We start from the raw sequence: 21,639 nt of genomic DNA, 5'->3' as shown, positions 1-21,639 counted from the left end.
CCTCACACCTTGACCAACGTGTTGTGACAAGCCACCCAGTGTTCCTCGCCGATTTCCACCCTCGGCGCAGCCTGGACGCATCGCCCGGTGGCGCGCTCACAACGCGGGTTGAAGGCACAGCCAGGCGGGGGATCCGCCATGTTCGGCACCTGCCCCGGGATGAAGCCCAGGGGCTGAGCCCCCTGCCCCAGCTTTGGCACGGTGCCCATCAATTTCAGGGTGTAAGGGTGCGCAGGTCGCTGGAACACCTGGCCCACCGGACCGCTCTCCACCACTTCGCCGGCATACATCACCGCCACCCGATCACAGAGCGAAGCCACCACCCCAAGGTTGTGGGTGATAAACAGAATCGCCAGGTCCTGCTCCTTCGCCAGCTTGCGCAGCAAGGCGATGATCTGCGCCTGCACCGTGACGTCCAGCGCGGTGGTCGGCTCATCGGCGATCAGCAGTTTCGGTCGACAGGCCAACGCCATGGCAATCACCACCCGCTGCAACTGGCCGCCAGACATCTGGTGCGGATACTTGGCTAGCGCCAGAGAAGGATCAGGCATGCTCACCGCCTCCAGCGAGCTCAGCGCCTCGGCGCGGATTTGCGTCTTGCTCAGTTGCCGATGGCAACCGATGACATCGAACATCTGCCGTCCGACCGTGAAGAACGGGTTGAGCGCCTTCATCGGATTCTGAAAGATCATCGCCGCCCCTCCGCCGCGCAAATCCGCTAGCTGCGATACCGACGCACCGTTGACCTGCTGTCCGGCGACCTTGACACTGCCGCCCAGCCGAGCGGCCTCAGGCATCAATCCAAGGCAGGACATGGCCGTCATGGACTTGCCCGAGCCCGACTCCCCCACCAATCCAAGGATCTCGCCGCGCCTGACCTTGAGGTCGATGCCGCGTACGGCCTTTACGGTCTTGAACAAACCAGGGAAGGACACCGTCAGCCCTTCCACTTCCAGCACCAACTCTTGAGCGGCGTCGTTATTCGAAGCAGCGAGATGTTCGGGAGTAGACGGTTGCAAGGATTCGTTGATCATCAGCGCGTCCCCTTCTTTGGATCGAGCACATCGCGCAGCCCGTCACCCACCAGGTTGACGGCCAGTACCAGGACAAAAATCGCGACGCCGGGGAACAGCACCGTCCAGGGATTTTCGAGCAATTGCGAGCGCGACGCCGCGGCCATCAACCCCCATTCGACCATGGGCGGCTTGGCCCCCAGCCCGATAAAGCTCAGCGAGGCAGCGGCGAGAATGGTGTAACCAAAGTCCATGGAGCCCTGCACGATCACAGGCGTGGTGGCATTGGGCAGGACATGGCGAAGCAAGATACGGAAATGACTGACACCCATGGAGCGAGCGGCATGGATATAGGTTTCTGAACGAACCCGTACTACCGCACCACGCATGATCCTCGCGTACCAAGGGAACCAGGAGACCGCGAGCGCTAACATGGCGTTGGCCAATCCCGACCCCAGCGCAGCAGTGATAGCGATCGGTAACAACAGCGGCGGAAAAGCCAGGAATACGTCCGAGACACGCATCAGCAGCGTATCAATTCGACCACCGAAGTAACCGGAAACAAGCCCAATCGGAATCCCGATCAGCATCGCGATCAGCGTCACGCTCACTCCGATGATCAGCGAGGTGCGTGCGCCATAAAGCACCCGAGAAAGGATGTCGCGACCAAACTCGTCGGTGCCCATCCAATGTACCCAGTTGGGTGCCATTAATTTCTGGGAAAAGACAATCTTGTTGGGTTCATAAGGCGCAAGCCAGGGGGCGAAGATGGCCGCCAGGATGATCAGCAGCAATAACAGCGCGCCAAATACAAACAACTTGTTATCGCAGGCAAACGCCAGGGCCTTGATGCGCCATGATGGGGCTCGCGAGGGCATGGACAGGGATACGTCTTGGATACTCATTGGACTCGCAGCCTCGGATCAACAAGGTGATACAAGAGATCAACAATCAGGTTGATCGACAGATACGTCGTGGCCAGCACCAGGGTGGCCCCCATCACAGCGGGGAAATCATTCTGGGCAATCGAAAACACCACGAAACCGCCCAGGCCGGGCCAATCGAAAACGAACTCGACAACGACTGCACCGCCGAGCAAGTAACCGAAGGTCAGGCCCACCACTGTCAGCAGCGGAATCATTGTCGCCTTCAAGGCATAGGCGTAATGGATACGCCACTTGGGTACGCCGTAAGAAACCGCCGTACGGATGTACTCCTCGGAGAGCACCTCCACCATCATGTTGCGGGTGATCCGGGTGACAGTGGCCAAGGTCACGACCACCAGGGTGAGCACGGGCAGCGTCAGGTGTTTGATGGCGCTCCACAGTGCTACGAAATTACCGGCCAGCAGCGTGTCGATCAGGTAAAAACCGGTCACGCGCTCAAAGGGGCTATCGAGAAGAATGGAAGCATCGATACGTCCTTGCAGGGGCAACCAATTGAGCTTGCCGTAGAACAGCAACTGCAACCCCATGGCCAAGATGAAAACGGGAAATGCCGTCCCGGCGATGGACCCCGCTCGTGCCACGTTGTCGACCACTGAGTTCTGCCGGGCCGCCGAGATGACGCCGATTGGCACCCCGAGCAGCACCACCCAGAACATCGCCAGGAATGTCAGTTCAAACGTCGCGCCTACCCGCCTGATGACCTCCTCCGCCACCGGCCGCCCGGTGCGCAAACTGGTGCCAAAATCACCCTGGAGAAGATCGCCGATGTAATTGAAGTATTGGATCGGCAGAGGTTTATCCAACCCCAGTTTTTCCCGCGCGACGGCAATCTGCTCCGCCGTGGGGTGGTTTCCCAGCATCATCTCTACCGGGGATCCGGGAAGAGCTCGGCTCAGAACGAAGGTGATGGTCAACACGCCCAGAAGAATGAAGAACATCACTACCAATCGCTGGGCTATATACTTCGCCATTTATACTACCTTTTGTGGCTAATAAACTTGGCCCTGACTTCTTACGCCCAGCACAAAGCCCTCAAAAGAAAATTAGCTCTTGAGGAGTAACCGGGCGAATCAACCGACTGTCGGTTTACAAGGTAAATCAGGCCTACACCTACAACTTCATCGCAAACAACTCGGCATTCAGCGATTCAAGTTGTAATAGAGAATTGCCTCATAAGCAGGGTTCAGGCTCTTTTCCATACCCTTGATGTCTTTGCGGGAGACACGTATCTGCTGCACGTCGGCGTACCAGATCGCAGGAGCGTCCTTAGCCAGGAGCTGCTGGGCCTGAACGTACTTTTCAGAGGATTTTGTCCTATCACTGCCTTCCAGCGCCGCCGCCTCTTCGATCAACTGATCAAAAATTGGGTTGCTGTAATGAGACAGATTGAACAGCGTTGCCTTCTCGGTATGGAACTCACTGAAAAGCCAATCGCTGGGTGTCGGATACGTTGGCCACCAAGCCATGGATTGCAGGTTGGGAGCGGTGTCCAACTTCTTCGCCTTATCCCAGATCACCCCCCACTCACCGGGGCGTAACTCCACTTCCAAACCAACTTGGGAGGCGGTCGCCTGGAAGAGTTCAGCAGCGTTTGCATAGACACCACTGATGTACTGCATCGAGACCTTCCAGTCCTGCTTAGGTACGCCGGAGGCTTCCAATAATTGTCGGGCTTTATCCAGATCGTAAGAAGCCATAGGCACGCTGGCATGCCCCCAGATACTGCTGGGCAAAGGTCCCTTGGACACACTGCCGTAGCCGTGCAAAATATCGTTGGTGACACCTTCATAGTCCCAGAGATATTGCAGCGCCTGACGAAATGCCACGTTATCCGTAGGGTACTTCTGGGTATTGATCAAGAACTGGAAGTTCTTCCACGAAGGCGCGGTGCTCACCTTGATGGCGGGGTTCTCTCCCAACACCTTGAGCTGATCAAGAGGGATATCCCAGGCGACACCGGCCTCGCCATTTTTGATCATCTGGGTACGTGTAGAGGCTTCCGATACGACTTTTACGATGACCCGATCGAATTGCCCTTCTTTCCAGCCTCCCCAGTAACCATCGAAACGTTCGAGTACCACTTGCTGGCCCTGTTCAACCTGGCCAAGCTTATAGGGGCCGGTGCCGATGGCGTTGGGAGCCATCATCCAGTCATGCCCTTTATCCACCGCCGCCGGGGCGATGATGTAAGCCGCATATTGACCTGCCGCGATCAGATTGGCCGGAGTGGGATTCTGGAACTTGAGCACTACCGTGTCGTCAGCGACGACCTCGACGGAATCCAGGGCTTTCCATACATACGCAGCGCCTTGTTTTAGCCCTTTGACGTAGTCGATGGATTTTTTGACCGCGGCGGCGTTGAAGGGCGAACCGTCATGAAATTTAACGCCGTGCCGCAGCTTGAAGGTCCAGGTCTTGCCGTTGTCGCTGCTTTCCCAGGACGTGGCGAGCCCAGGGGAAAACTCCTCGGCACTGCCCGGAGCGTTATAGACCAGAAGCGTCTCGTAGATATTGCCCAGCACCCGCACCTCTTCCGAAAACGCCGAGGCTGGATCCCAATCCTTGAAAGAGGCTCGATCAGCGACAACCAAGGTATTGTTTGCCGCACACACCAAGCCACTGGTCAACGGCGCAGACACGGAAAGCGCCATCAACCCTGCCATCAATGTTCTTTTGAAGTTCATCGGTGTTCCTCTTATTTTTATGATGGGCGCAGCGGGTCACTTGCACGAGCAGGCATTAATCCAGCTGGAATGAACGACGTAATTGGTCGTTCGTGAAACTGCCTGTTGAGCGGTGTGGCTCATTATTGATCTGCCGCACCGCCAGCTCAATTTCGCGAGCGCTAAGAAAAAAACGCCTGATGACGCTTGAAAGCGTCACCTGGCGTCTGTTTTTAAAGCGGGGTTAGAACAACGGAGGAACGAGGTTGAACTCACCCTCGGATGGGCGAATCAGCAGCCGCGCCCTCACCTCGCTGGGGATCTCAGGGGCATCAATCGGGAAGCAGCTGCAACTGGAAAGCGCGTTACGCAGATCGATCGATTCACCGAGGTACTCAAACACAATCTGCGCACCAAAAGGACGTCGAAAATTGTCGCCCGACACGCCGAGCACCAAGCCGTTGAGAAAGCGGAAACGACTGCGATAGGACGGGTAAAGCGCCGACCAGATATAGCCCCGAGACGATAGGTATTCGTGCTCGACGATGTAAATCAGATCGGATGAGGCAAAGCAGAACCCACGATATTTATTGATGCCGAAACTCTTCAGTTGGTCATCACCCAACCTCACTCGCTCGTAGGTTTTACTCAGGATCTTGTTGCCGGAACGGGTCAGGCGGGTAATCGACTTGATCACCTCCCCTGATCCGGAGGGCGACATCAAATAGACAAAGTAGTAACCCTGGTACTTCGACAGTTCCTGCGCGGAGCTTGGGAAAAAATCGGCTGGTACTGCGCTGTCCGGCTCTCGCACTGTGCGCTGTCTGTTGAGCAAAGCGCGGAACGACTCGTGCTCGGAGAATATTTCATCCTCATCCACCCCGAAAAAAGCGCATATCTTGCGAAGGGTGAACAGTGAGGGAGTCGCCTGCGCCCCCAAGTATTTGTTGAACTGCTGGCGGTTGATATCGAGGGAGCGGCACACCATCGCCACCGATTTATAGTACCCGCAGAGAAGGCGCAAGTTTTGACTGAAGTCTTGCGTCGACTGGGGTGAATTGGAACTCGCCATTTAAAAGTATTCCTAACGCTACCATGGACAACACGTTGGACTAACTGTCGCTTGGATCAGGGTTTCAGAAGCTTGGCATTCATTGCCAATCCGTGATTCACGCGAGCATTGAGCCCGACCATAGCGCCTGGGTGGGGGAATGTTCAACAAATACACACCCCGGCGTTTATAGAGTTGCAAAGATCTCAATGGTTGTAAGTACGCTCGTTGTGCTCGGTCAGATCCAACACCATCCATTAGCGCGCAAACCGGTCACCGCATTGATCACCTTGAGGACGACCCACTGATGACAAAGCAATAGACCGTCGTCAGCAACACGCCTTTGATTTGCGCCACGACCTGAGCCCCCATGGTCACGCCTTCGACCAAACCTCCCACCGACGGCACGCAGAACACCCCGCACAGCAAACAGGCCAAGCCTCGGGAACGTACGCCATGTCACCAAGGCGCCAGCTTCAGTCTCTCCGGCATCTTGCGTATCTGACCGTCTCCGTGACTTCGTGCAATCGGATCCCCATCCTCGTCGAAGGCCTGCACGGCCAGTTCCGCCGCTACCGGGTCCACGTCGACTCGGCAGAAATTGTCATCCTGGGTGAAGCCCCACGCCCTGTAGTGCATGATGCCCTGGGCCGGACTGATGGCAAAGCCATCCTGGGTATTCGCAGCGCGTGAATTGTGGACGTAGCCAGCGGGGTCGCCATCGGCGAAAGCAAACGGCCAATAAAATGCGGAGGAGACGATGGAATAAGCCTTGAGCGCCGCAGCGGGGGCCGAGAACTCCAGTTGCGCCACGCTGGAGCAATGGATGTCGCCGGAGAGGAAGATCACGTTCTGCACGTTCCCGTCCACCATTGTTTGCAGAATCCGCCGGCGTGTGTTGGGAAAGCACGGCCAGGAGTCATCCTTCTCCTTGTGTTCATCGCTGAGCAAGGTGTCCACCCCGTTTGGCAGGAAGACGCTGGAAGATACGATGAACTTCGGCACGTTGCCGCGGGTTTGCTGCATGTGCGCCAGCCACGCGCATACCCGATCCAACTGGCTCGGTTCGTTGGGATCAAGAGAGGGCCGACCCAGTAAGTGATTGTCGGCCAGCCCCGGCAGATCGGCGAGAAAGCGCTGGGTGCGGGTGTCCAGTACAAAGAACGGATAGCCGGCGCAAACGAAGTCGTAAAACAGGTTCAGGGTGCCCATGCGCTTGAGCGAGGCAGGCACCCCGTACGCCGGATCATTTACATAGCTGTCGGTGAAACGCGGCCCGTGACTCCACTGGTAACTCATGTAGGCACCAATGGCCAGGTTGAAGAGCATCCTTTTACCATTGCTCTGGTGCAGGCGATCCTGCGACCAGTTATCCTCGATTTCATGGTCATCCAGGATCATGTAGGTTGGCACGCGGCTCAACAGCTTACGCATGTTCCGGGACCCGAACGCAATGTGGTAGCGCTCCTGAAACTCCGCGTAGGTATCCGCCAGGCCGATTGGCACCAGGCGATTGAACATGTCCGCATAGATCTGATCCCCGGCCATGAGTGACAGGTTGACCGGCCTTGCCTCGTGCTGCTTGAGCATGGGGCGAAAGATGCGGTCGGCTTCCTTGCGCTTCCATAGCAAACCTGGATAACGGCACGAGCCCAGCAGAAAACTGAGTGGGGATGCGGCTTGTCCTGGCGCTGGCTGTGTGGTGAACGTAGCCTCGGCAAACGCTTCGCCCAAACCATTTTCGAGATTCAACTTGTCGGCCCATACGGACGCGTCTGGGAGCTTGGACGCAATCTCCTCGCTGGTTACATTGCTGTCATTGGGATACGCATCATCCTGATTCAGCGACGCCATGCGCACGGTGTAGGTGGTGGCGGGATTGAGCGTGTAAGGCTGCAGTTTTTTTTCCTCTGCCGCATCTTTCCAGAGGGACTTGTCTACGCCCAGATTCAACGTGCCGGTACGGTCGTATTCGCGGGGCAGGCGAAAATAGAAGATATCGCCCGGCTTTACCTTGCCGTTTTTTCCTACGACACCTAGCACGCCAATGGAGCGGACCTCTTCATCGAGTTCTTTTCGATCGAGGCAATCCGAGGCGGCAATCCACAGCCGGCACGAACGATAGGTAGTGTGTCCCACGATGGGACCGAGTGCGGGCGCGCGAAGCGTACTCATGTAGGGGCATCCTTCCAGGCTGGTTTATGCAACGGTTTCCGTCCACGTCCGAGCCAGCCATTGCGAAGCAAGTGCAGAGGGGCATCGAGGACCGAGTTCAGTTCCTGATTTCTTGTTTGAGATTGAAAAACACCTCCTTTGGGTGGTCTGGAGGAACAAAGTCCCTGCCTTACGCGGCAGCAAGCCGGGCCGGCCGTTCTGTTGCCGTAAGCAATCGCGTCGGGCGCGTAGCGCTGCATGATCACTGGAACATCGAGCAAGTGGTCATAATGCGCATGGCCAATCAGGAGGACTTTTACGTTCTTCACGTCCGGCAGGTAATCGGCGATACGCTGCTCATTCGCGCGAACAAAGATGGGGACGTTCGGATTGCTGAAGGACGGTGCGAGTAACAGGCCGTTGCCGTGCCAGTTGAGTAGCCAGCCGCCTACGCCGAGGTAGGTGATCTTCGGCTCGGTCAGATTGTGTTCGTTGGCGGTGGGCTCTTTACCACAGTCCTCCCGTGGAGAGCGATCTTCGGCGCAACCCACCAGGCCGGGAGTGAGGTCCTTGGCGCAGCCCGCCAGACACAGCAGCATCAGTGCAATGACCAGACGCATCGCCATCCTCCCTGACATCCCGAACATCAGTGCAGCCATTACACGCTAGTTTATTTTCCGCGGCACCGCTATATCGCGCTGGCTTCTAAAAAGAAATAACGCAATCGATTGAAATAGCGTTATTGCAGAACTCTGGAAAACGCCACAAAGGAGACTAAATTAGTTGACACCCACCAACAACTGAAACTAGACACCCAAATGACCTAGTGCTAACGTCAGCATTAACCGACCCATTCGGCGCCATAAAGACTTATAGTCTATGAGCGACTCTTGTTCGCGGCATAAAAATAACGAACAGTGTTACGCTCGTGTAACAGTCTATAATCTTGTTTTCATTTCAGAGGGGATCGCAAAACATGCCTATTGTGCTCCCTAAAACCGATCATCTCGCAGACTCGGTCAAGCGAGCCAAGCTTCTGTTGGCATTCGCTACACAAGCCGGAATTCCGATTGCCGACGCTGACTTGAAAGCAGTAATTGGCGCAGAGCAGGCGCTCGATAAGGGGGAATTGACGCTTGACCAAGAAGCGGCATTTTGGACGTCGCTGTCGAAGTTGGCCGTCGCCGTGCGGCCAGTGACCATCGCCAGCCTTCAAGACACGGGGCTGGTTACCGGAAGTTCATTGATCGGTCTGTTTACCAATCGGGCCAGCAAATATGTCGCGTGGGGGTCGATGGCCACCTTATTGATAATACTCTGCGCACAAATTCAGGCGGTACAGCTTTCCTCGCGCATTCAAGGCCTTGATGATCTGGTCGCGAAGAACAAGACCTCCATTGATACCGTGTTGAAACTCTGGGTGGAAAGTCAAAATGCGACACTGGTTATAAAATCACTGGACCCTACAAACAACGTTCCCGTTACAACTGAAGCCAAGGCAAAACAAATCGCCGCCTACTCTGTCTTTGTAGCAGCCTATGAGCAAAATCGCGCAATACAGTCGGAACGCGCTTCCGCCGCCAACTTGCTGAATTTCTCCAGGACATTCTGGATGGTTACATTCTTTGATGAGCCGCCCATTACAACAAGGTCTTCTCCCAAAGATATTGCCCCTCCTATGGAGTCTTCCGAGCGCCCCACATTGTCACTAGGCGAGTCTGTTGATGAATATCGTCCTCGCCAACAGGCCCAAAACCAATACGATATTCTCTATCGCCTGCTCCTGCCAGCGTTGTACGGCTTGCTGGGTAGCTGCGTGTTTGTGTTGCGCTCCGTCAGTTCACAACTGGAGACCTTCACGTTCACCTGGACACGGCGCCTGCTTGGGTCAGCGCGATTGGCCCTCGGACCGATCCTGGGCGTCGCGTCTCTGGTGTTGATCGCCCCTTCGAAGACGGACGCCTTGGGCAACTTACCTCAGATTGGGATCGCGCTGATTGCCGGGTACTCGGTAGACTTGGTATTGAATTTCATGGATAGGATCACCGCTGCTTTCGGGCATCCATCTTCAACACAATCGCCATCAGGCAAGCCTTAGGCTCTATACGCAAAAAGATATCGCAAACATCGCATGGAACAAGCCAGTTAAACCATGGCGGCATAGCTTTTCGCGAGTCTGTCGAAGCGCGTCATGATCCTGCGGTTCTCTTTCAGCCAGCCAAACATACGTTCGATGATATGGCGTTGTCGGTACTTGGGCCGATCAAACAGTCTTGACAGGTCGGGTTTGGGTTTGCGCTTCATCGAGCGCAGCGGGATGGCGAGTTGCGTTCGATACTGATCGCGATATCGACGCAGTGCTTCAATGCCGTAACCCTCGTCGGTAAGCAACCCATTGCAGCGTTTGCGTGGGCGGCAACGTTATCTTGAGGGAATGCTTACATTATCCAGCAGCTGGGCATTGCTGATATACATTTATCCCATTAGCAAAAACACATCCTGACTTTCAGAATTGGGCGATACAGTATATCGACACGACTGTCTCAGATGACGACCTGAACAGCATTACATTAAACCCCAATACATGCATTCATAATGCAGCGATGGAAAACATTGCAGGATTGTTCGGCAGAGTGCTACTAATACTTTGCTGGAGTCCGCACGAACGCGACGATAATTCTGGTAGGTTGCATGCCTATATCGGCCGCAATGCGTCACACGACAGAGATTCGCAGGCAATGGGGTCGACTACACATGAGTTAAAACATGAAAAATCAAGATAAAACCATTCGCAAGCTTGCCACGCAACGAGTTGCCAGTATATTTAACACCCCTATAGATACCTTTAATGAAAGTTCAGTATTTGGACGCGACCTCAAAGCCACTCGCCCTCCTGGTTTATTCAGAAAAAATGAATACGATGTAATCGAAGGTGACATACTGGACGTATGCACCAGAGAAAAATACAAATCGATAATTGCTGGAAAATTAACAATTTACACCGTCGGTGATTATTGCAACCATATGATTGAATGCTACAAAGCAAACCCGAAGGACGTAGTTAAAACTTTAAAAGCAGATTCCCTAGATCCTGACCTAGGTTGAGATTCGAGAGGGCACGATAGACGAGAAACGACTCACACCTCAGCACATAAATTTCAGACAAAAAAAAGCCACTCATCTGAGTGGCTTTTTTCTGAATCTTGGAGCGGGAAACGAGACTCGTATCTGGTGTCCGACTCGTTGAAATTTAAGGGGTTTCTTTTCTAGCCGGAGCAGGAAAAGACTTGATTCTGGACTTGTTTCTAGAGCACATCAAGCGGTCATGGTGCCAGTGTGAGGCATGCTTTCGCACCGCGGACCTGCCGCCGATGATCCGGGCTGCCCGCATCATCGACGATTGACTTTATTGTCCGTTTTTAACCCGACTCCAAACACGCGTGCGCAGCCGGTCGGTCTCCAGCGGCATCGCTTCCAGCACAAAGAGTTTCTTCATCACGCTTTCAGGCGGGTACACCATCGGGTCGTTGAGAATGGCCTTGTCGACCATGCCTTCAGCGGCAGCATTGCCGTTGGCATAGTGCACGTGGTTGCTGATGTCAGCCATGACGTTGGGGTCCAGCAGGTAATTCAGAAACGCGTAACCGGCAGCTTCATTCGGAGCATCGGCAGGCATGGCGACCATGTCGAACCACATGGGTGAGCCTTCCTTGGGGATGGCGTAGGCAATCTGTTGGCCATTGCCGGCCTCATTGGCTCTGGCGGCCGCCTGCATCACGTCGCCAGAGAACCCGACGACCAGACACACGTCTCCCGTTGCAAGATCGCTGGTGTACTTGGAGTTGTGGAAGTAATTCACATAGGGCCGCACTTTGAGTAGCAGCGCCTGGGCCTTCTCGTAGTCGGCCTTGTCCTTGCTGTGATGCCCAAGCCCCAGGTAGTTCAAGGCGATGGGAAGGATCTCGGGGCCGTTGTCGAGCATGGCTACGCCGCATCGGGCGAGTTTTTTCATGTTCTCCGGCTTGAAGATGATGTCCCATGAGTCTATCGGTACATCGCCCAGGACTGCCTTGACCTTGGCGACGTTGTAGCCGATGCCGGTGCTGCCCCACAGGTACGGGAAACCGTATCGGTTGCCCGGATCGTTGGCCTCCAGAACTTTCATCAGCGTCGGGTTGAGGTTCTGCCAGTTCGGCAGTTTGCTACGGTCCAGCGGTTTCAGCGCACCGGCCTTGATCTGCCGGGCCATGAAGTGGTTGGAGGGAAACACCACGTCATACCCGGAACGGCCGGCCATCAGTTTGGCGTCGAGGACCTCGTTGCTGTCGTACACGTCATACTGAGTCGGGTGCCCGGTATGGCTGGTAAAGTTTTGCAGGGTATCTGGGGCAATGTAACTGCTCCAGTTGTAGATCCTGACGGTGTCTGCCGCCTGAGCGGTGGACGCGATCAACAGTAGCGGAACGATCGATTTCAACATACGAGACCTCAACCTTTGTTCTAAGCGTTATGGATGAAGGCAGTTCAGAAAATCAGCACATAGCTTTTGCGAACGGTTTCTTGTATGTCCCAGACTCCCGTGGTGTTCGCAGGCAACATCAATGCGTCGCCGGCCTGGATATAAAGAGCCTCACCGCCATCCGGGGTGAAGGTGCAGCGTCCCTGGATGAAATGGCAGAACTCCTGTTGCACGATCTGGCGCCGCCAGCGGCCGGGGGTGCATTCCCACACGCCGGCTTCGACGCCGTCATCGCGTTCAACGCTTGTCGTGGCAACCTGTGAAACCGGCTCACCCAGCGGTACGCCGACAGCGCCCGATTCCCCGAGAGACAAGTGCGGGGTGTCGCGAAAATGATCGATCTTCATGGGAACGGCTCCTTGGACTTCATCAATCGTTCCATGCAACCCGCCAGACCCTCGGCCATCCGGCGACGCCAGCGCGGTACATGGAGGTTGGCCAATATCCGATCCTCGTGAACAAAGCTCTGGATAATGGCGTTGTAACCCAGCCAGCGCAGGGGCTCTGGCTCCCAGCGTGGCAACGAGGCCAGCGGACGGTCGGCCCACACCCAAGGCTGGCGGGTCAGTTCGTTGTCCTGACCAAGAATCAGCGCGGCCACGGTGCGACCACCCAGGTTGCTGGCGCCTACGCCTTCGCCGCCATAGCCACCGGCGAGTGCAATTTTCTGGCGGCGGTCGGCCAGCATGTGCGGGTGAAAGCGCCGCGCGACGCCCAAGTTGCCGCCCCAGGCATGAGTCAGGCGAACATCGCGCAACATCGGAAATAGCTCGCTGAACAGGTACTGGCGCAACTCACGTTCGGCCTGACTGAGGTTGAAGTCACTGCGCAGGCGACCTCCAAAGCGATAGCCTCCTCGGGCACCAAATACCAAGCGGTCATCGCGGCTGCGCTGACCGTAGGTGACCTGTCGGCTGTTTTCGCTGAAAGCCTGGCCACGGCTAAGTCCAATTTCGGCCCACACATCGGCCGGGAGCGGCTCAGTTGCAACGATCAGGCTCTGGGCGGCCAGTTGATATTTGTTTAACGGGGGCAAGGCACTGGCATATCCCTCGACTGCCGGCACCACCCAATCGGCGCTCACCCGACCGTGCTCGGTTCGAACTTGGCCTGCCGTCCAGTCGAGCACAGCGCTTTGCTCGAAAATCCGCACACCCATGCGTTCCACGACATCGGCTAGCCCCCGTACCAACCGGGCAGGTTGAAGGGTCGCGCAGTGAGGTGAATACAGGGCGCCGTACGCCTGGGCCACATTCAATTGTTCGCACAAGGCCTGAGCGCTCAACCAGCGATAATCGTCCTCACCCAGGCCTTGGGCATGGGCGGCAGCGAGTTGTTCGCGCAGGCGCCGTTCTTGCTCGGGATACCGCGCCGCGCAGTACAGCACGCCACCTTTACGCAGTTCGCAATCGATGCTTTCGACGTGGCACACCCGCGCCACTTCATCGGGGATTCCGTGCAGCAGTTGATATCCTGCATGACGTTGGGCGGCGGGCAAGGGCCCCAGGAGTCGGTCTTCGCCGAGCAGATTCCCCATCAACCAGCCGCCATTGCGGCCGGAGGCGCCGAAACCGGCAATCTGTGCTTCAACTATGACGATATCCAGGTGCGGTGCTTGCTGCTTGAGGTAATAGGCCGTCCAAAGGCCGCTGTAGCCGGCACCGATGATCACCACATCGGCTCGCAGATCCTGATGCAACGCCGGACGCGGCGTCAGCGCCTCGTCGACTTGCTCCATCCACAAACTCACACCACCCCAACCAGCCATTACCTGCTCCATCGTTTGATTGCCGACAGAGCTTAATGCGCAGCGAAGGGGCCTGTGTTATCTGCGGGTACGCGCGCAATTGGCCTTCAACCAGGCTTTTGGTGTGCAGCCGGTATGGCTGCGGAAAGCCTTGTAGAACGCCGAGGTGGAATTGAATCCGGCAGCCACTGCGAGGGCATCGATGGGTGCGTTTTCGTCGTAACTGGCGAGGCGTTCAAGGAGGTAGGCCAAGCGAGCCTGAGTCACGTAGCGATAGAAGCTTTGCCCGAGCACTTGATTCAATAGGTAAGACAACTGATTACGGCTGTACCCGGTGGCGCTGGCGATCCGAGCAAGATCCAGGTCAGGATCCAGGAATGGCTGTTGGCGGGTAAAGTAATCGGCCAAGTCTCGCGCCATGAAACTCAACTGGCGCGCCGAGAGCCCTAGCTTACTGATGGCGGGGGCGCGACGCCCGGCGTGGGGCTCGCCGTCGCGCACGAGTGACGCGTATTCGTTGACACGCAGGATCTGACCCTCACATACGGTGATTGCTTCGCTGGTGCGAAAAACCACCCGCTCGCCACTGCCCTTCAGAGCGGTCTGGTACTGGATGAATGCCGTGCAGCCGTCAGCGCGGATGCGGTCATTGTGCTCAAGATATTCATCGGGATGGCGCGGCAACGTGCCGGTGATGTAGGCGCGCAGCTCGGTCAGGCCCATGCTGCGGTTCTGGAAAAAATCGTTGTATTGCACTTGCGGGTGATAGAGCGCGAGTATCGCCTCCAGGTCGCGGTGCTTCCAGGCCATGTGATAGCGCAGCACCACCTCAAGGGTGAGTTTTGTCTGTTCGGCGGTATCTGACGGGACGAGAAGCATGGGTTGACGGGCCTTATGACTGGGCGGCACCAGTCTAGTCCTTGAGTGGTTGAGCGAACAAATTCAGGCACGCGCAGGTGCACATGATTGAGCGAGCGGGGCCTCTAGCTGCCTGTGGCTCTGCCATGCTTGCCACCCAGCACCAACGCAACGCCGCCCAGTACAGCAATGGATGCCAACACCATCCTTACGCTCAGGCTTTCCCCCAGAAAAACGATGCCCGCCAGCGAAGCCAGGATGGGCACGCTCAACTGCACCGTCGCGGCTTGAAACGCTGCCAGATGACGCACCGCGACGTACCAGACCGCGTAGCCGACGCCTGACGCTAGCGCGCCGGAAAGAACCGCATAAAGTATCCCCTGCGGATCCCAACGCAACGCTGAGAGAAACGGCACGCTTGCCATCAAGACCAGGGGAATCGAGCGCAGGAAATTGCCGGTTGTGGTTGCCAAGGGATCGGCGACAGTTTTGCCAAGCAGTGAGTAGATCCCCCATGCCACCCCCGATAACAGCATCGTGAGTGCGCTAACGGGGTCAGGTGCTGCGGCACCTGGAAGCAGCAGGCTAACCAAGCCAACAATCGCCAGCACAAACCCAACGACTGCCAACGTGTGCATCCGCTCGCCTTTGAACACGCCGTACAGAACCATGCTCAGTTGAACCGCGCCAAACAACAGCAGCGCCCCCGTCCCGGTCTCCAAATGACGGTACGCGAAAGAAAAAGCAAAGACGTAAACGAACAAGGCTGCGGCGCCCTTCCAACTGCCTTTGATCGTGCTGGAGGACCGTCTCAAGGCACATATCAGCCATAACACCAAGGCCCCGCTGGCCAGCCGGACCACGCTGAAACTCGCGGCATCGATGTTGGTGTGCTTAAGCGCCAGGCGGCACAGCAGCGAGTTCGCGGCAAAGGCGAGCATGGCGAAACAGATCATCGCGATCAATCTTGCCGAAGCTGACGAGCTGGACGCCTTCGTTACGGAGTTGCTTATTGTCATGGTCGATCCCAATGCCCAGGCAGGCTCTCAGAACACTCGACGCCACCGCGCCCTTGAAAATACGTTAAGCGCCTCTGTACCGATCGGTCAATACAACCATCTTCCTGCAACCATGGTATGAGCTTCTCCCGTCTGTATCCTTCAGCACGCACGCATGGGTATGATTGACGTTCAACCGGTTGGAATCGACCCATGGGAAAAAAGAACGCCGTCGTCGCTGCCGAACCTGCTGAAACAAGCACCAAGGAGCGAATACTGAAAATCGCCGCGCAGTTGTTTTCGACGCGCGGGTTTCACGCGACCGGCATGGCTGAGTTGGAAAAAGCCACTGGCCTGGCTCGAGGCGCGCTGTATTACCACATCGGTAGCAAGGAAGAATTGCTGTTCGAAATCACCAGCCGGTATCTGCGGGTGCTCATCGCAGAAGGCACGCCCCTGTGCGAGAGCGACCAGCCTGCAGAAGATAAATTTCGCCAATTCTCGGCCATCGTGATGCGCACGATTGTCACCCACCTGGCCGAAATGACGGTGTGTTTTCGAGAAGTGTATTCGGTCATTGGCGAGCGCCAGACTGAATTGCTCGACCTGCACCGGCAGTATGAAAAGCTCTGGTCGAATATCCTCAAGGCTGGCGTGAGCGAGGGGACCTTCCGCACATCTGACTCGTTAGCCGTGAAGGCTATTCTTGGTATCCACCACTACAGCTACTTGTGGATCAAGCCCGGTGGCCCGCGCTCTCCGGAATCCATCGCGACGTTCTTTTGCGACACCCTCCTGCCCGGACTGAAGGTTGAGCCGCGCCCGGCTTGACTGTCATCAGCGGCGCTTCAAGTGCGCCGCTTTCCTCGCTCCCCTCATTCACGTGCCATCACCGATGGTCGTCCTTGCGACTGGACCACGCGCGTTTTTCGTTCTAGGCTTACCTACAGACCGACCGATCGGTCTATAGACTCGCCGTTGGGTCCAGCCCGACAAAGGAATCAGAGGGAACAACAATGACAAAAAAATCCATGGTCCCCGCCAAGCAAGACATGCCTCAAACATCTTTGGCTCGCAGGGATTTCTTGATTAAAAGCGGGGCCGTTATCGGTACTGCTGCCTTTGCTCTGGGCGATAGCGACTTGGTCAGCGCAGAGACGACCAACGTCGCCCCTCTTGATCCGAACCTGCCCCTTGAAGTCCCGCAATGGACCCGTAGCCTTGGCGCTCCCACTGCAAGCCCTTATGGCAAACCTTCAACGTTCGAAACCAAAGCCGTCAGGAATCTATATCCCGGCCTGAAGGACACGATGTCCGCCTACAGCACCTCCCCACTTCAAGAGCTGGACGGCATCATTACACCGAACGGCCTGTTCTATGAGCGCCACCACGCAGGTGTCCCGCAAATCGATCCGGCGCAACACCGGCTGGTGATCCACGGCCTCACCGAAAACGCCTTGATCTTTACCGTGGACGAGATACGCCAGTTCCCCGCCGTGTCACGCGTGCACTTCATGGAGTGTTCGGGCAATCCATCGTTTCTACCTCCCTGGGGCAAAACCGCCGCCGAAGTCAGTGGCCTGGTGAGTTGCGCTGAATGGACGGGCGTTCCCCTGAAGACCCTGCTGGATGAAGCAGGGCTCAAGCCGCAAGCCAAGTGGATCATCGCCGAAGGGGCGGACGGCGCGGCAATGACACGCAGCATTCCCATCGAGAAATGCCTGGACGATGTGATGGTTGTCTACAGCCAGAACGGCGAGCGTCTAAGGCCGGAACAGGGCTACCCGCTGCGCCTGTTTGTCCCCGGCTACGAGGGCAATACCCACATCAAATGGCTACGCCGACTTCATGTCACCGATGCGCCCGCCTACAGCCGGGAAGAAACCGCCAAATACACCGACTTGATGGCGGACGGCAAAGCTCGGAAGTTTTCCTTCGTCATGGAGTGCAAATCGCTGGTGACCTACCCTTCCGGCACCCAGAAACTGACACGCAAGGGCCTGCATGAGATGCGTGGCATCGCCTGGAGCGGCCACGGCAAAATCACCCGCGTTGACGTTTCCGTCGATGGCGGCAATAACTGGACGCAAGCCAAATTACAAGAACCCATTCTGACCAAGGCGCTGACTGTCTTCAGGGCGCCTTTCGAATGGAACGGCCAGGAATTGATGATCATGAGCCGCGCCATCGACGAGACCGGCTATGTTCAGCCGATGCTGGAACAGTTGATTGATGAACGTGGCAAGGTCTCTTTCTACCACAACAATTCGGTGCAACCGTGGCGTGTTTCCAGCAATGGGGAGGTGACCAATGGACGGGCTTAAAGGTGGATCGTTTCTCATCGGTTTGCTGTGCGCCTGTGCGCTGACTCATGCCTCGGCACAATCCCAATACGGTTTGGGCACCAAGGCTACCGAAGCGCAGATCGCCAGTTGGAACATCGACGTGGCGCCCGACGGCAAGGCCTTGCCTCCAGGGCGCGCAACGGTGGCTGATGGGGAAAAGGTCTACATGAGCAGCTGCGTCAGCTGCCATGGCGTGAAGCTCGAAGGTGGCATCGGCCCCGCGTTGGCGGGGGGCGCTGGAACGCTGACGACTGAAAAACCGCTCAAGACAGTCGGCAGCTATTGGCCCTATGCAACGACGCTTTTCGACTACATCCGCAGAGCCATGCCCTTCCAGGCGCCACAGTCATTGTCCAACGAACAAGTCTATGCGGTGACCGGCTACATCCTGCACATGAACAAGCTGCTGGACGCCAACGCGACCGTGGATGCATCGACCTTGGCGGATGTAAAGATGCCGAATCGAGACGGTTTTTATACCGACGACAGACCGGACAGCAAGGCGGTTGCCTGTATGTCGAACTGTTTAAAAGCTCACTGACGGATCAAAAAATGTAAAATCCGCTCGCCGATAAACCGTTCCTTCTCAACGAGCTTTGCTGATGAAGCTGGCCAGCCGCGAAAAATCGATGATTGCCTGGGTGCTGTACTTCAGCATCCTGTTCGGTTCGTTGCTGTGCGCGATGGGCCATGGACAAATGGCCGGCTTGCGATTGAGCGGTTTGGACGGCGGACTGTTTTGCTCTACTGACGGCGGGGCAATATTCGAGGGCCTGCAGGATGTGCCCGCCCCTTCGCTGCCCGTCGTCGCTGATTGCGTCATTGCGAGCCTGTTCGGTGCGATCCTGCTGGCGGCGTTTTTCGGGCTGCTCGCCCTGCTTGCCGGCGAGCCAACCAAGCCCTTGCCCGCACAACCGACCCGTTGCCTACCCAGGCAGCGATGGCCCTTGATCAATCCTCGCGCCTCCCCCGCCCTGCTTCCCTCGCCTTGACATCATCACCACTTGCCGCTGCATGACGCGCGGTCGGTGTGTGCTCATCGAATTAAGCCAGGAAGCTTTTCATGTTTCGCTTGACTACTTTAGCGCTGCTCGCGGGCAGCACCTGCGCGTGGGCGCAAGACACGACACTGAACTTACCCACCAGCTACATCAACGCCTCGGCCGACCAGCCGAAACCGGCCACCAGCCTGGACCTGGACACCCCCATCGAAAGCGGCTCGCGCCTGAACCTCAGTGCTCGGGAAAATCCCGCCTCTGTGAGCGTGGCCGATCGCAAGACAATGGAACGCATCGGGGCACGCAACTTTCAGGACGCGGCGAACGCCCTGCCTGGGGTGAACGCTTCCGCGCCGCCCGGCTGGGGTGGCTATGTGTCGTACCGTGGTTTCAACGGTGCCCAGATCAGCCAGTTGTTCAACGGCATCAATCTGCAATACGGCGGCGCAGCACGTCCGGTCGCCGCCTGGATTTATGACCGGGTGGAATTGCTCGGCGGCCCCTCCTCGTTCCTCAACGGCAGCGGTGCCGTGGGTGGCAGCCTGAACGTGATCACCAAGCTTGCCAACCGCGACGAAGATACCTTCGAAGGCCGGATGAGCTACGGTCGCTACGACACCTGGGAAACCGCGGTCGGCTTCAATAAAGCGCTCAACAGTGGCGATGGCCCACGCCACTACGCGCGCCTCGACTACAGCCGCACCAACAGCAACGGCTACATCGACCGCCAGGAGAACGGTGCGGGCAACCTGGCCTTCTCGCTGCTCAGCGACATCAACGACCGACTCTCCCATACGCTGGCGATCGAGTACCTGGAGGAGAAGGAAGACAGTCCCTACTGGGGCACGCCGGTGCTGCAACCGCTGACCGGCAAGCTGCAGATCGACAAGCGCAACCGCTTCAACAACTACAACGTCGAGGACGGTCGCTACGAGCAGAGCACCCGCTGGATACGCTCGATCACCGACTACCAGCTGGACGACAACACCCAATTGCGCAATACCTTCTACCACTACGATGGCCAGCGCGATTACCGCAACCTTGAGGTCTACCGCTACAACAGCGACAACAGCGCCATCGCCCGCTCCGGCGGTTACCGCCAGCGGCACGACCAGGAGGTCAACGGTGACCGCATCGAGCTGACTCACCAGGCTCAACTGTTCGGCCTGGCCAGCGATTGGGCGCTGGGCGTGGATTACAACACCAACCAGCAAACCAACTACCCGTTGTCCAAAGGCGCCTTCGACACCATCGATCCAGATGGCTTCGAGCCGGGCCACTTCCTGGACATTCCGGGGATGGATGCACCGCGCAGTAAAGGTCGCAGCACTTGGACTGATACTTCTTCGGCGTTCGTCGAGAACCGCACGCGCCTGACCGAGCAACTGGCACTGATCACTGCGCTGCGCTATGACCATATCGATTTCGAGGTGGTCGATCATGCGGCGCAGGCCAGGCTCGACAAGCGTTGGGATGCAATCACGGGACGCCTGGGCCTGGTGTACGACCTGACGTCGAATGTCAGCCTTTATACCCAATATAGTACGTCGGCCGAGCCGCCGGGAGGGACGCTTACCAGCGCCTCCATTGCCCAGGTGGGCGACTTCGACTTGAGCACCGGTCGCCAATTCGAGGTGGGCAGCAAGTTCGATTTTCTTGACGGTCGCGGCTCGGCCACCGCCGCGGCCTACCGCATCGTGCGCAAGAACATCTCCGTCCCCTCCTCGACGGTGCCCAACACCACCGAACAAGCGGGTCAACAAACCTCCACCGGCATAGAGCTGGCCGCGTCATTCAAGATCACGCCCAAGCTATTGGCGGCCGGTAACTTCAGTTGGGTAAGGGCTGAGTACGACGAGTTCAATGAAACCATCGCCGGTGTTGTGTTCTCGCGCAAAGGCAAGAATCCGGTGAATATTCCCGACCGCGTAGCCAATCTCTGGCTGACCTATGACGTGGCTCCTGACTGGCAGCTCGGGGCTGACGTGCGCTATGTGTCGTCGGTCTACGCCAACACCGCCAATACGACCTGGGTGCCCTCGTACACTGTCTATGGTTTGTCCATGACCCACGATCTGGACAAACACGTACAGGTCAGCGCGCGCCTGCGCAACCTGACCGACGAGGTCTATGCCCGTTTCATCCACCAGAGCAACACCCAGTATTACGTGGGCGAGCCGCGCAGTCTGGAAATCGCTGTGCAGTGGAAGTACTGACGACCCCGAACGGAATGCAGCACACGGTCTGGCGACCTGACAGGTCTAATCATGATTCGGAGCGCAGTCCTTCCCGCGTTGATCAGCCTGTTTGAATGGCCCGCTGGACGGGACCGCCAGGGACGGCGGC

General features: G+C 57.1%; 20 protein-coding genes and 2 pseudogenes. 8 read left to right on the top strand and 14 right to left on the bottom strand.

Annotation, left to right across the window (positions count from 1 at the left end; translation table 11 throughout):
• Window positions 1-2: 2 nt before the first annotated feature.
• From AD662_RS11385 to AD662_RS11355, 8 genes and pseudogenes are all read right to left on the bottom strand, one after another.
• Window positions 3-1,034 carry an ABC transporter ATP-binding protein gene (locus tag AD662_RS11385; protein WP_053187201.1) on the bottom strand — a complete coding sequence of 344 codons (1,032 nt, stop codon included), beginning with the start codon at window positions 1,032-1,034 and terminating at the stop codon, window positions 3-5.
• Entirely contained in the window at window positions 1,034-1,918 is an 885-nt protein-coding gene (locus tag AD662_RS11380) for an ABC transporter permease (protein WP_053187198.1), read from the bottom strand. Before AD662_RS11380 ends, AD662_RS11385 begins: the two co-directional genes overlap by 1 nt.
• Window positions 1,915-2,931: an ABC transporter permease gene (locus AD662_RS11375; RefSeq protein ID WP_033062669.1), complete on the bottom strand. Its 1,017-nt coding sequence runs from the start codon at window positions 2,929-2,931 to the stop codon at window positions 1,915-1,917. Before AD662_RS11375 ends, AD662_RS11380 begins: the two co-directional genes overlap by 4 nt.
• 168 nt (window positions 2,932-3,099) lie before the next feature.
• Window positions 3,100-4,644 carry an ABC transporter substrate-binding protein gene (locus AD662_RS11370; RefSeq protein ID WP_018608082.1) on the bottom strand — a complete coding sequence of 515 codons (1,545 nt, stop codon included), beginning with the start codon at window positions 4,642-4,644 and terminating at the stop codon, window positions 3,100-3,102.
• A gap of 223 nt (window positions 4,645-4,867) precedes the next feature.
• Entirely contained in the window at window positions 4,868-5,695 is an 828-nt protein-coding gene (locus tag AD662_RS11365) for a helix-turn-helix domain-containing protein (RefSeq protein ID WP_018608079.1), read from the bottom strand.
• 185 nt (window positions 5,696-5,880) lie between these two features.
• A pseudogene (locus AD662_RS29775) lies at window positions 5,881-6,100 on the bottom strand (ammonium transporter); the annotation flags it as partial.
• A 33-nt stretch (window positions 6,101-6,133) separates the two neighbouring features.
• Window positions 6,134-7,849 carry an alkaline phosphatase D family protein gene (locus AD662_RS11360; protein ID WP_053187195.1) on the bottom strand — a complete coding sequence of 572 codons (1,716 nt, stop codon included), beginning with the start codon at window positions 7,847-7,849 and terminating at the stop codon, window positions 6,134-6,136.
• Window positions 7,846-8,448 (bottom strand): MBL fold metallo-hydrolase, encoded by a 603-nt coding sequence (locus tag AD662_RS11355; protein ID WP_139213107.1) that lies wholly within the window; start codon window positions 8,446-8,448, stop codon window positions 7,846-7,848. Before AD662_RS11355 ends, AD662_RS11360 begins: the two co-directional genes overlap by 4 nt.
• Window positions 8,449-8,804: 356 nt before the next feature.
• Here AD662_RS11355 and AD662_RS11350 point away from each other — a divergent pair, with 356 nt between their 5' ends.
• Window positions 8,805-9,926 (top strand): hypothetical protein, encoded by a 1,122-nt coding sequence (locus tag AD662_RS11350; RefSeq protein WP_053187188.1) that lies wholly within the window; start codon window positions 8,805-8,807, stop codon window positions 9,924-9,926.
• A 47-nt stretch (window positions 9,927-9,973) separates the two neighbouring features.
• Here AD662_RS11350 and AD662_RS11345 read toward each other — a convergent pair.
• A pseudogene (locus AD662_RS11345) lies at window positions 9,974-10,249 on the bottom strand (IS5/IS1182 family transposase); the annotation flags it as partial.
• Between the two features lie 345 nt (window positions 10,250-10,594).
• Here AD662_RS11345 and AD662_RS28460 point away from each other — a divergent pair.
• Window positions 10,595-10,933 carry a hypothetical protein gene (locus AD662_RS28460; protein WP_074849649.1) on the top strand — a complete coding sequence of 113 codons (339 nt, stop codon included), beginning with the start codon at window positions 10,595-10,597 and terminating at the stop codon, window positions 10,931-10,933.
• A gap of 301 nt (window positions 10,934-11,234) precedes the next feature.
• Here AD662_RS28460 and AD662_RS11340 read toward each other — a convergent pair whose 3' ends face one another.
• From AD662_RS11340 to AD662_RS11320, 5 genes are all read right to left on the bottom strand, one after another.
• Window positions 11,235-12,308 carry a polyamine ABC transporter substrate-binding protein gene (locus AD662_RS11340; protein ID WP_109755298.1) on the bottom strand — a complete coding sequence of 358 codons (1,074 nt, stop codon included), beginning with the start codon at window positions 12,306-12,308 and terminating at the stop codon, window positions 11,235-11,237.
• Between the two features lie 44 nt (window positions 12,309-12,352).
• Window positions 12,353-12,694 (bottom strand): cupin domain-containing protein, encoded by a 342-nt coding sequence (locus AD662_RS11335; RefSeq protein ID WP_027912458.1) that lies wholly within the window; start codon window positions 12,692-12,694, stop codon window positions 12,353-12,355.
• Window positions 12,691-14,115, bottom strand: coding sequence for an NAD(P)/FAD-dependent oxidoreductase (locus tag AD662_RS11330; RefSeq protein WP_027912459.1), 1,425 nt, complete (start codon window positions 14,113-14,115; stop codon window positions 12,691-12,693). Before AD662_RS11330 ends, AD662_RS11335 begins: the two co-directional genes overlap by 4 nt.
• Before the next feature lie 57 nt (window positions 14,116-14,172).
• On the bottom strand, window positions 14,173-14,973 hold the full coding sequence (locus tag AD662_RS11325; RefSeq protein ID WP_030141819.1) for a helix-turn-helix domain-containing protein: 801 nt from the start codon (window positions 14,971-14,973) through the stop codon (window positions 14,173-14,175).
• Between the two features lie 104 nt (window positions 14,974-15,077).
• Window positions 15,078-15,908 (bottom strand): DMT family transporter, encoded by an 831-nt coding sequence (locus AD662_RS11320; protein ID WP_235862394.1) that lies wholly within the window; start codon window positions 15,906-15,908, stop codon window positions 15,078-15,080.
• Here AD662_RS11320 and AD662_RS29515 point away from each other — a divergent pair.
• The 6 genes from AD662_RS29515 (at window position 15,892) to AD662_RS11295 (ending at window position 21,509) form a co-directional block, all read left to right on the top strand.
• Window positions 15,892-16,092 (top strand): hypothetical protein, encoded by a 201-nt coding sequence (locus AD662_RS29515; RefSeq protein ID WP_162492173.1) that lies wholly within the window; start codon window positions 15,892-15,894, stop codon window positions 16,090-16,092. The two genes, AD662_RS11320 and AD662_RS29515, sit on opposite strands and share 17 nt — an antisense overlap.
• A 71-nt stretch (window positions 16,093-16,163) precedes the next feature.
• On the top strand, window positions 16,164-16,781 hold the full coding sequence (locus tag AD662_RS11315) for a TetR/AcrR family transcriptional regulator (protein ID WP_025214418.1): 618 nt from the start codon (window positions 16,164-16,166) through the stop codon (window positions 16,779-16,781).
• A gap of 185 nt (window positions 16,782-16,966) precedes the next feature.
• Window positions 16,967-18,274 (top strand): sulfite dehydrogenase, encoded by a 1,308-nt coding sequence (gene soxC / locus AD662_RS11310; RefSeq protein WP_223528798.1) that lies wholly within the window; start codon window positions 16,967-16,969, stop codon window positions 18,272-18,274.
• The gene (locus tag AD662_RS11305) at window positions 18,261-18,836 is read left to right on the top strand and encodes a c-type cytochrome (protein WP_025214420.1); all 576 of its coding nucleotides are present in this window, start codon (window positions 18,261-18,263) and stop codon (window positions 18,834-18,836) included. The genes soxC and AD662_RS11305 overlap by 14 nt, the downstream gene beginning before the upstream one ends.
• A 61-nt stretch (window positions 18,837-18,897) precedes the next feature.
• Window positions 18,898-19,287: a DUF2946 family protein gene (locus AD662_RS11300; RefSeq protein ID WP_025214421.1), complete on the top strand. Its 390-nt coding sequence runs from the start codon at window positions 18,898-18,900 to the stop codon at window positions 19,285-19,287.
• A 71-nt stretch (window positions 19,288-19,358) separates the two neighbouring features.
• Window positions 19,359-21,509, top strand: a complete 2,151-nt coding sequence (locus tag AD662_RS11295) for a TonB-dependent receptor (RefSeq protein ID WP_025214422.1) — start codon at window positions 19,359-19,361, stop codon at window positions 21,507-21,509.
• The last annotated feature ends 130 nt before the right edge of the window (window positions 21,510-21,639 follow it).

Origin of the sequence: Pseudomonas kilonensis (assembly GCF_001269885.1) — a bacterium.
GTDB classification, from domain to species: domain Bacteria; phylum Pseudomonadota; class Gammaproteobacteria; order Pseudomonadales; family Pseudomonadaceae; genus Aquipseudomonas; species Aquipseudomonas kilonensis.
This window is presented reverse-complemented; position numbering and strand designations above follow the sequence as displayed.